The sequence below is a fragment of the Streptomyces sp. NPDC038213 genome (genome assembly GCF_055600495.1).
This window is the reverse complement of the sequence record NZ_JBVJYM010000073.1, coordinates 1-2,236: the sequence shown is the minus strand read 5'-3', so window position 1 is coordinate 2,236 and position 2,236 is coordinate 1. Positions and strand designations below refer to the sequence as shown.

Here is a 2,236-nt window from a genome sequence, read left to right as displayed (position 1 = left end):
CTCCTCGACCGGCTCCACACCGACAACCTCCTCGAAGCCGCCGTCGTCTACGGCTACTTCCCCTGCGTCTCCAAGGGCGACGACCTGATCCTGCTGGACGAGACCACCGGTTCGGAGCGGGTGCGGTTCACGTTCCCGCGGCAGCGGCGCGGGCGGCGGCTGTGCCTGGCCGACTTCTTCCGCCCGGAGGAGTCCGGCGAGACCGACGTGGTCGGCCTCCAGGTCGTGACCGTCGGGTCGAGGATCGGGGAGGAGACGGCCCGCCTCTTCGCCGCGGACGCCTACCGCGAGTACATGGAGCTCCACGGGCTGTCCGTGCAGCTGGCCGAGGCCCTGGCCGAGTACTGGCACGCCCGCGTGCGCGCCGAGCTCGGCTTCGCGGGCGAGGACCCGGCCCGCGTCGAGGACATGTTCGACCTCAAGTACCGCGGCGCCCGCTTCTCCCTCGGCTACGGCGCCTGCCCCGACCTCGAGGACCGCGCCAAGATCGCGGAGCTGCTGCGGCCGGAGCGGATCGGCGTGCACTTGTCAGAGGAGTTCCAACTGCACCCGGAACAGTCCACTGACGCGATCGTCATCCACCACCCTGAGGCCAAGTACTTCAACGCCCGCTGAGCGAAAGGAACGAGCCCATGACCGCAGTCGTCACAGAACGCCCGGCACCGGCCCCCTCGCAGCCCCGGCCGGGCAGGGCCCGGGGGATCCGGGAGCTGCTCGCCGCCGGGAAGCCCTCGTTCTCGTTCGAGTTCTTCCCGCCCAAGACCGACGCCGGCGAGCGCACCCTCTGGAACGCGATCCGCCGGATCGAGGCCTTCGGCCCCTCCTTCGTCTCCGTCACCTACGGGGCGGGCGGCTCCTCGCGGGACCGCACCATCGAGGTCACCAAGCGGATCGCGGCCGAGACCACCCTGCGGCCCGTCGCCCACCTCACCGCGGTGGGCCACTCGGTGGCCGAACTCCGGCACATCATCGGGCAGTACGCGGACGCCGGGATCCGCGACGTCCTGGCCCTGCGCGGGGACCCGCCGGGCAATCCCAAGGGCGAGTGGACCCCCCACCCGGAGGGCTTCACCCACGCCCACGAGCTGGTCAGCCTCATCCGGTCGCTCGGCGACTTCACCGTGGGCGTCGCGGCCTTCCCCGAGCGCCACCCGCGCTCGCTGACCTGGACCGAGGACATCGCGCACTTCGCGGCCAAGTGCCGGGCCGGTGCCGACTACGCGGTCACGCAGATGTTCTTCAAGGTCGAGGACTACCTGCGGCTGCGCGACCGGCTCGCCTCCGTGGGCTGTCTGACCCCCGTGATCCCCGAGATCATGCCCGCCACCGACGTCCGGCAGATCAAGCGCTTCGCCGAGCTGAGCGACGCCCGCTTCCCCGAGGCCCTGGCCCGCCGGCTGGAGGAGGCCCGGGACAAGCCGGAGGACGCGCACGCCATCGGGGTCGAGTACGCCACGGCCATGGCCGAGCGACTGCTCGCCGAGGGCGCCCCCGGGCTGCACTACATCACCCTCAACCGGTCCACCGCGACCCTTGAGATCCACCAGAACCTCAACACCGACACCCCGGAGTAGCACCATGCCCAGCAAGGCTTCCGCCGACTTCACCGACTTCAAGGTCGCGGACCTCTCCCTCGCGGAGTTCGGCCGCAAGGAGATCACCCTCGCCGAGCACGAGATGCCCGGTCTGATGTCGATCCGCAAGGAGTACGCCGCCGCCCAGCCGCTGGCCGGGGCGCGGATCACCGGCTCGCTGCACATGACCGTGCAGACCGCCGTGCTCATCGAGACCCTCGTCGCCCTGGGCGCCGAGGTCCGCTGGGTCTCCTGCAACATCTACTCCACCCAGGACCACGCCGCCGCCGCGATAGCCGCCGCGGGCATCCCGGTCTTCGCCTGGAAGGGCGAGACCCTGGAGGAGTACTGGTGGTGCACCGAGCAGGCGCTGACCTGGCCGGGCGCCGACGGCCCCAACATGATCCTGGACGACGGCGGCGACGCCACCGTCCTGGTCCACAAGGGCGTCGAGTACCAGAAGGCCGGGGCCGTGCCGGACCCGTCGACCGCCGAGAACGAGGAGATGGCCGTCGTCCTGCGGCTGCTCGCGAACAGCACCCTCGACTGGGGCAAGCTGGTCTCGGGGATCCGCGGCGTCACCGAGGAGACCACCACGGGCGTCCACCGCCTGTACGAGATGTTCCAGTCGGGGACCCTGCTGTTCCCGGCGATCAACGTGA

Annotated in this window: 3 protein-coding genes; all 3 read left to right on the top strand. The window is 70.9% G+C overall.

Features of this window, described 5'->3' with window-relative positions; translation table 11 throughout:
* Positions 1-615 (top strand): vitamin B12 dependent-methionine synthase activation domain-containing protein (locus tag ACZ7JZ_RS35990; protein WP_470947380.1); only part of this gene is annotated, 615 nt, incomplete at its 5' end.
* A gap of 17 nt (positions 616-632) precedes the next feature.
* Positions 633-1,574 carry a methylenetetrahydrofolate reductase [NAD(P)H] gene (gene metF, locus ACZ7JZ_RS35985; protein WP_470947377.1) on the top strand — a complete coding sequence of 314 codons (942 nt, stop codon included), beginning with the start codon at positions 633-635 and terminating at the stop codon, positions 1,572-1,574.
* A gap of 4 nt (positions 1,575-1,578) precedes the next feature.
* Positions 1,579-2,236: adenosylhomocysteinase (locus tag ACZ7JZ_RS35980; RefSeq protein ID WP_470947375.1), on the top strand; the 658-nt coding region annotated here is incomplete at its 3' end.

What these genes read in the sequence shown, in the direction of transcription:
- metF (WP_470947377.1), top strand. Translation starts at nt 633, where the DNA reads ATGACCGCAGTCGTCACAGAACGCCCGGCACCGGCCCCCTCGCAGCCC.